This is a genomic window from Cellulomonas sp. (genome assembly GCF_036279715.1).
GTDB lineage: Bacteria > Actinomycetota > Actinomycetes > Actinomycetales > Cellulomonadaceae > Cellulomonas_A.
Window position 1 is genome coordinate 1 of record NZ_DASUIR010000174.1, and the last position, 7,947, is coordinate 7,947.

6 protein-coding genes are annotated in these 7,947 nt (G+C 73.4%); 3 read left to right on the top strand and 3 right to left on the bottom strand.

The genetic code is table 11. The features are described 5' to 3' along the window. A partial coding sequence (locus VFW79_RS16420) for a penicillin acylase family protein (RefSeq protein WP_329678357.1) occupies positions 1 to 2,265 on the bottom strand: 2,265 nt, incomplete at its 3' end. Positions 2,266 to 2,409: 144 nt separating this feature from the next. On the opposite strand from VFW79_RS16420, the gene VFW79_RS16425 reads away from it, so the two are divergent. The 3 genes from VFW79_RS16425 (at position 2,410) to mscL (ending at position 4,004) form a co-directional block, all read left to right on the top strand. Further along, on the top strand, positions 2,410 to 2,760 hold the full coding sequence (locus tag VFW79_RS16425; protein ID WP_329678358.1) for an FmdB family zinc ribbon protein: 351 nt from the start codon (positions 2,410 to 2,412) through the stop codon (positions 2,758 to 2,760). 88 nt (positions 2,761 to 2,848) lie between these two features. Beyond that, positions 2,849 to 3,514 carry an SAF domain-containing protein gene (locus VFW79_RS16430; protein WP_329678359.1) on the top strand — a complete coding sequence of 222 codons (666 nt, stop codon included), beginning with the start codon at positions 2,849 to 2,851 and terminating at the stop codon, positions 3,512 to 3,514. A gap of 34 nt (positions 3,515 to 3,548) precedes the next feature. Then, a complete protein-coding gene (gene mscL / locus VFW79_RS16435; RefSeq protein ID WP_329678360.1) occupies positions 3,549 to 4,004 on the top strand; it encodes a large conductance mechanosensitive channel protein MscL in 456 nt (151 codons plus the stop codon). 93 nt (positions 4,005 to 4,097) lie between these two features. Here the strand turns inward: mscL and VFW79_RS16440 are convergent, their stop codons facing one another. Next, positions 4,098 to 4,319, bottom strand: a complete 222-nt coding sequence (locus tag VFW79_RS16440; RefSeq protein ID WP_329678361.1) for a hypothetical protein — start codon at positions 4,317 to 4,319, stop codon at positions 4,098 to 4,100. A gap of 73 nt (positions 4,320 to 4,392) precedes the next feature. After that, positions 4,393 to 7,947 (bottom strand): hypothetical protein (locus VFW79_RS16445; protein ID WP_329678362.1); only part of this gene is annotated, 3,555 nt, incomplete at its 5' end.

Sequence of the window (7,947 nt, forward strand, 5' to 3'; positions counted from 1 at the left end):
GAGGCGTCGGACGAACGTCGGCAGCGAGGGACCTCCGAGGACCGCGTGCTGCGGCGCGGCGCTGTGCAGTGCGCCCCACCGCCACTCGGTCGCGTTCTTGCCGAGCGTCGCGGTGAGCTCGCGCCGCGCCGACACGAGGGCGCGCGTGAGGATCTCGTCGCGCCCCTCGACGACGCCCACGGTCGAGTGGTCGTCCCACCACGGCGAGTCGGGCTGCTCGAGCAGGATCCGGACGACCTCGAGCCAGCGGCCGCCGCCGTCGGGCTCGTAGCCGTCGGGCATCTCGTCCCAGAACGTCAGCCGCAGCAAGGTCTTCCAGACCGCGGCGAAGTACGCGGCCGCGGCCGAGTCCGTCCCCGAGCGTCGGTCCCAGGTGCGCAGCAGCTGCTGGCCGTCGTCGTCGAACGAGTCGGTGAGGTGGACGGCGAGCAGCGCGGGCACCAGGACGTCCGCGTACGGGTTGTGGTCGTCCAGCTGGAGCTTGCCCGCACTCGCCACGTCGAGCCGCGTCCCGGCGGCGATCGCCTGCGTGAGCGAGTCGCGGATGCGCTGGGACCGGTAGCCGTAGTCCCAGTCGGAGGTCAGGAACGGACCGACACCGGCAGGCGTCACGGCCTGGTTCGCCGCGACGATGAACCCCGCCGCCGGGTCCTCGACGGCGGGCAGCTGCGCCGCGTCGACGTACCCCTTCCAGTCGTAGGCGCTGTCCCAGCCCGGTCGCGGCCACGAGCCGTCCGACGGCAGCGGCGCCCCCGCGACGTCGGCCCGCACCGGGATCCGCCCCGGGGCCTGGTAGCCGATGTGGCCGTCCGTCGTGGCGTACACGATGTTCTGGGACGGCACGTCGAACAGGGCTGCGCTCCGCGCGACATCCGCGGGGGTCGCTGCGACGTCCAGGGCGAGGATCGCGTCCGCGGTGTGGCCCGGGGTCAGGGCGGTCCACTCGAGCGCGACCTCGTAGCGGCCCGCGGGCGAGCCGTCCGGCATGGGGACGGTGCCCACGTCGGCGACCTTGAGGACGTCGGAGACGAGCGGGCCGTGGCTCGTCGAGCGCACGGTCAGCTGGACGTCGGCCGCACCGTTGACCTTGATCGTCTCGGTCCGCGTCGTGAGCGGCACCCGCTTGTCGTCGCGCAGCGACCACCCGTCGCCGACCTTCTCGAGCACGAAGTCGGTCACGTCCGCGCCGAGGTTCGTCAGCCCCCACGCGAGCTGCGCGTTGTGCCCGATGATCACTCCGGGGAGCCCGGCGAAGGAGAAGCCCGCGACGTCGTAGGGACAGGCGGCGGTGACCTCGCGGCAGCTCAGCGCGACCTGCGACCAGATGCCCGGCGCCGAGATCGACAGGTGGGGGTCGTTGGCGAGCAGCGGCTTGCCGGACGCCGTGTGCGCGCCGCTGACCACCCACGAGTTGGAGCCGATGCCCTCGCCCGAGCCGAGCAGGTGCGGGACGGCCGCGAGGGCCGCATCGACCTCGGTCAGGGCCTGCTGCACGCCCGCGTCTGCCAGGTCGAGGGAGGACGACGTGGTGGTCGCGACGGGCGTCTGCACGCTGGCCGCGTCGAGGATGGGGCTGTGCAGGTCCTGCGGGTAGGGCGGGAACAGCTCGTCGACGCGCTGGACGTCATGCACCGCGGAGAACGTCAGCCCGCGTGCGAGCTCCTCGTCGTAGTTGCCGCGCAGGTCCCAGGCCATCGCCTTGAGCCACGCGAGCGAGTCGACCGGACTCCACGGCTCGGGCTGCGCGACGTCGACCTGCAGCCCGAGGATCGTGTACTCGACGGCGAGCGACGACGGGTCCCGCTGGGCGAGGTAGGCGTTCACGCCGTCCGCGTAGGCCTGCAGGATGTCGCGCGTGGCCGGCGCGAGCAACGGCAGCTCCTGCTCGGCCACCCGGCGCCACCCGAGCGTGCGGATGACCTTGTCGGCCTCGAGCGCGTCCGCGTTCTGGCCGACGAGCTCGGACAGCCGGCCCGCGGTGACGTGGCGGCGGTAGTCCATCTCGAAGAAGCGGTCCTGCGCGTGCACGTAGCCCTGTGCGCGGAAGAGGTCCGCGGAGCTGTCGGCTGTGATGTGCGCGACGCCGCGGGCGTCCCGCGTGACCGTGACCGCGGCACCGAGGCCCGGCAGCTCGACCGATCCCGTGACCTGGGGCAGCGGCCGCCGGATCACGGCGAAGGTCAGGACCGTGACCCCCACGAGGACGACCACGAGCAGCGCGGCGACGACCACGAGCGACAGACGGACAGCACGACGACGAGGCACGTTGGGAGGGTAGCCCGAACGGGCGCAGCCCACCCGGCTTGCGCACGCGAGTAACATTGGCACTCGGACCTGGAGAGTGCTAGCACGGCCCCCTGCCACGGGGACCCGGCGGCGCCGCTCCGCTCGACGTCACGGGAGACCTCAGTGCCCATCTACGCCTACACCTGCACCGTCTGCGGCCACAGCTTCGACATCCAGCAGTCGTTCACCGACTCCTCGCTGACGGTGTGCCCGGTGTGCGACGGGCTGCTGCGCAAGGTGTTCTCGCCCGTCGGCGTCGTGTTCAAGGGGTCGGGCTTCTACCGCAACGACTCGCGCTCGAAGTCGAAGTCGACGGTGTCGGCGGGGACGTCGTCCTCGAGCTCGACGCCCGCCGCGTCGTCGGGCGACTCCTCACCTGCACCGACGACAGCCGCCCCGGCGAAGGCTGCGGCCGGCGCGCCGTCGAGCTCCTCGGCCAGCTCCTCGAGCTCCACCTCCACCGCGTCGAGCTGACGCACCCCCAGCCCGACCTCGCACGACGGCGGCCCGCGCGCGCTGCCGTCGCGCCACGGCGGTGAACCGTGACACCTAGCGTCGCGGCGTGCGCTCCCACCACGACCTCGAGCTTCGCGGCACGCCCATCGACCGCGGCTCCGGTCACCGGCCCATGCCTCCTCTGCGCGTGCTGCTCTGGCGCGCCCGCCTCCCGGTGGCGGCCCTGCTGCTCGGCCTCGCGTGCGCCGTCGTCGTCGGCGAGCTGCACCCCCCACCCGCCCAGACGTCTCCCGTGCCCGTCGCGTCGCACCCGCTGACCGCTGGGCACGTCCTCGTCGCGTCCGACCTCCGGCTGTCCGACATGCCGAGTGGCCTTGTGCCGTCCGGCGCGCCGACGGCGGCCGAGCCGCTCGTCGGAGCGGTGCTCGCGATCGGGGCGCCTGCCGGTCTCCCGATCGTCGACGATCTCCTGGTGCACGACCTCGTCACGGGTCCTCCCGGCACCGTCGTGGCGGCCGTGCGGCTCGCGGATCCGGCGGTTGCCGCCCTCCTTGCGACGGGGATGCGCGTCGACGTCCTCGCGGCGACCGACGACGGCGGGACGGGACGAGCGCTCGCGCGCGGCGCGCTGGTCCTCGCGCCACCCGGACGTACGGGTCACGAGGCCGAGGACACCGCGCCGCCCGTCCTGCTCGCCGTCACGCCCGCCGAGGCAGCGGCTCTCGCTGGTGCTGGCCCGTCGGCCCTGCTGAGTGCGGTCATCGTGGAATGATTCGGGCGTCATCACCGTCACTTGGGGGAGCGCCATGAAGAACATTCTCAATGGATTCAAGGACTTCGTCTCTCGGGGCAACGCGATCGACCTCGCTGTCGCCGTCGTTCTCGGTGCTGCGTTCGGCGCCGTCGTCACAGCCATCGTCACCGGCATCGTCACCCCGCTGATCGCGGCGATCTTCGGTCAGCCCGATCTCACCAAGGTCGGAAACTTCACGCTCAACCAGGCGGACTTCTCGATCGGACTGGTCCTCGATGGTCTCCTGAAGTTCCTGCTCATCGCGGCGGCCGTGTATTTCCTCATCGTTCTCCCGATGAATACCCTGGCCGCGCGCCGAAAGAAGGGTCTTGTCGAGGAGCCTTCCGCTCCGTCCGAGAACATCCTGCTGCTGCAGGAGATCCGCGACCTGCTCGCCGGGCAGTCGAGCGCAGCGATCCGCAACGACGCCACCCCCGGGACCGGCCCGGGTTCGGCCCCGGTGGTCTGAGACCCTCGGCCAGAAGCTCCACAGCCAGACTCTCCACAGCGACGCCCACGGTCATTGCGGACCGTGGGCGTCACTGCGTGCACGGCGTCGACGTCACCAGTGCGGGGGGACGTCCCGGAGCAGTCGCTCGTCGTTCGAGTCGGACCCCTCGTGCCAGCCCGTGTCGGAGTCGTCCGCGCTGCGGTCGGGGATGAGCGGGGAGTCGTCGATCACGCGCGGCACGGCGGGTTTCACCGTCGCCCCGGGCGTGGCCGCGCTCACCGGGGGCGGTTCGCTCGAAGCGATCGGGGTCGTGGGGTCAGTCGGAACGGTCACCGCTCCATGATCCCACCGCAGCGCCCGGTGGTCCGGACCGGCCGGGACGACCGACAGTCGCTCAGCGAGTCGCTCAGCGGGTCACTCGGCGGACCGCGGCGGCCACGACCGCGTCGACCCGCGAGCTGCGACGCGTCATCCCGAGCTCCTCGCGCGCGCGGGCGGCGAGCTCCTCGCGGCTGCGCTCCACGCCGTCGGACGTGATCCAGGTGATGATCTCGTCGAGCTCGTCGTCGCTGTAGGCGCTGACCGGAAGCCCGGACCGCACGTGCGGTCGGGGGCCGGCCGGCACGGCCAGGGTCGGCTGCTCGGCGTGCAGCACGGGGTCGCCCGACGGGGCATGCGGCGTGGGCCTGAGCGCGGCATCCGGCACGGTCTCCGGCGCAGCGTCTGGTGTGGTGTTCGGCACGGCGTGCAGCTCGACGACGTCCACCGCGGCCTGCGGGACCGAGTCGATGATCGGCGCAGGCACCGGCACCGCAGCGGCCTTCGGCACGAGCGGCTCGGCGACCTGGGCGACCGGGGCCAGCACTCCGATCCCGTCGATCGGGGTCTCGATCGCGACCGGCAGCAGGTCGTCGTCACTCACCGTCGGGGTGACGACGAGGGGCGCGACCGCCCGCGGCGTCGTGAGCATCGCGGCGTGCACAGCGCGTCGGATCCGGTCCACCTCGGCCTGGGGGTCGAGGAACGCGGCCGCAGACCACACCCGCACGACGCTCCAGCCGAGACGGTCGAGGCGATCGGCGACCTGGCGGTCGCGGACGCGGATGCTCGGTTCCGAGACGTACGCGTCGTCGTCGGTCAGGACGGCGACCACGAGTCGGCCAGGGAGGTCCGGGTGGCCCACGGCGAGCGGGATGCGTGTGCCTCCCGGCAGTCCGTGGTCGACCTCGACGACGAGCCCGTGGCGCCACAGCCGCTCGGCCAGGTCGACGACGAGACGATCGGGCTCCGGGTGGTCGGCGGCCGCAACCGTGGGCTCGCCGGCGACGGTCTCGGCCGGCACGTCGTCCGCACGTACCTCGACGGAATCCATGTCGGGACCTGCCACGACGTCCGCACCGTCGATGCCTGTCCCGACGTCGTCCCCCGCGTCGTCGACCATCAGCGGCTCGGGAACGGCCGGCGCAGGCACAGCGACCCTCGCCAGGGCGTCAGCCGTCGCACCCTGCCCGCGGCGCTCGGCGAAGGCCAGCAGGTCCGCGAGCAGCCGCGCGCCGGGGCCGCGCAGACGTGCGGGGTCGAGGTCCGTCGCGCTGAAGCTCGCGACCATGTCGAGACGGTGCCGGGTCGCTCCGAGCGCGTCGAGCAGGCGGGCGTCGCCACCGGGATCGCCGATCGGGCCGAACCGGTGCAGCACCCGACCGTGCGGCGTGCGCCCGTAGCCCAGGGTGAAGATGACGGCATCGCGGCGGAGGCCCGCGACACCCGTGAGGTCGGCGACGACGAACGGCTCGACGCGGCCTGAGTCGAAGAACACCGCGAGGCTCGGGTTGGCACGCACCTCGGCGAGCACGGCCTCGCGCACGAGGTCGGCATGCACGATCGACGGCGTGAGCACGGCGAGCGACTCGTCCGGGCGGGTGAGCGCGTGCGTCAGGACGAGCTCGACGACGTGCTCGACCTCGGCGCGCGGTCCCTCGACGGTCCCGCTCGTGGCGTCGGGCATGCCCGTGCCGTCGACGACGTCGAGGCGCACGAGCGGCGAGTTCTCGGGCAGCGGCGTCGGGCTCAGGACACCCTCGTAGCCGTGCGCCGCGAGGAACGCGGTGAGGTACGGGTCGCGGCGGGACGCGTCGGCGCGCAGCGCGACCACGGGCAGGACGTCGGCGAGGTCACGCACGGCGGTCCCGGACGCGCAGCGCGCATCGCCGACGACGACGACCTGCCGGCCGCGGGCGATGACCGCGACCGCCACCTCGACGGGCAGCTGGGCGGCCGCGTCGATGACGACGAGGTCGACCGTGCGCGACGCGGGCAGCAGCTGCGGCACCAGCATCGGTGAGGCAGCGAGCACGGGTCGCAGGCGCCGGGTGACGTCGGGGTACCGGGCGACCGTCTCGCGGACGCTCGTCATGCGGTCCTCGACGAGCTCGCCGAACAGCGCCTCGGCCTGGTCGCGGTGCACGCGCAGGGCCGTGCCGATGTGCCCGACGACGGCGTTGCGCACGGGCGTCGACAGGCTCGCCACGTGCTCACGGTCGAGTGCGGCGTACTCGGCGGACAGCCGGCCGAGCGTCGCACCGTCGTATCCCGCCAGGGCCGGGTCGGCCGTGAGGATCTGCTCGAACACGGTGCTCCACCAGGCCAGGTCGAGCTCGGCACCGACCAGCTCGGCCCCGACCCGGCGCTGCGCGAGGTCGGCGAGGAGGTCACCCAGGCCTGCGGCGGTCAGGGAGCGCTCGAGGGTGGTCCGCGCGGGCAGCTTCTCGAGCGCGGCGCGGTCGGTGACCAGCCGGGCGAGCCGGGCGGTGAGCTCGGGCAGGGGCACGTCGAACAGGCCGGCTCCCCCGGGCGTGCCGGTGAGCGCCGCGTCGAGCTCGCCGAGGTCGGCGCTCAGCTCGCGGTACTCGTCCTCGATCGTGGCGAGCCCCTCGGGCAGCTGCGGCCAGCCACCCGCCGGGCAGTGCGCCTGCCAGATCTGGCGCTGCGTCTGCACCTCGATGAGCGCGGTGTGCAGGTCGGCGACCGGGCGACCCGGGCGGACCATGTCCTTGGCCTGCTTGCGCAGGCGGCGCCGCAGCCAGAAGCCCATGGGCAGGTCGTGCTGCTCGCGCCACTCCTTGGTGCCCGTCGCAGCGACGAGGTCGGCAGCCGTCCGCTCGAAGATCATCGGCTGGAACAGGTCGAGCGCGCCGCGGATGCCGCCGAGCATGACGAGCTGCTCACCCCACGCGGCGACCGTCGTGGCGGGGACCAGGCCGGTCGCTGCAGAGACCTCGGCGATCCGCTCGCTGAGGCGCGGCAGCCCGTCGCCGAGCACCCGGCCGAGCGTCTGGAGAGCGCTCTGGGCGGCCGCGTCGGTCAGCAGGTCGGCGCCGAACCAGGGCGTGTCCGACGACTGCAGCGTGAATGCGTCGAGCTCGCAGGCGCGGACCAGGTCGGCAGCGAGCGCGGTGCGGCGCTCCGCGTCGAGCACACGCGCGACATCGACGCTGAGCCGGACGGTCGTGCGCGGTGCGGGACGAGCCGCGGTGAGCCGCGCGAGCGCCTGCAGCGCGTCATAGGCGGAGACCCCCCACGGCGTGCGCTCGGCGTGCAGGCCCTCGACGTAGGCGCGCAGCTGGTCACGGTGCTTGACGAGGTCCCGGCGCACGGCGTCGACGCGCGCGCGCTCGGGCGCCCGCACCTCGAGCGTCATCGCGCCGAGCAGCCGACGACCCACGGCGGTGCGCCAGCCGGCCTCGGGCGCCACATCGAGCAGGAGGTCGTCGAGTCCCAGTCGCTCGAGCCGCGCCTTGAGGGCGGACGACGCCCTCCGGTGCCCGGGGACGTACAGGACGGTGCGTCCGGAGGCAGCCGCGTCGGCCACGACGGCCGCGAGCATGCCGGTGACGTCGCTCCCGGTCGGCGCGTCGACGAACAGGTGCTCACCGGTCGCGAGCACGTCGAGGACGTGCTGCTG

Coding starts and splice junctions, on each gene's coding strand:
- mscL (WP_329678360.1), top strand. CDS start 3,549: ATGAAGAACATTCTCAATGGATTCAAGGACTTCGTCTCTCGGGGCAAC.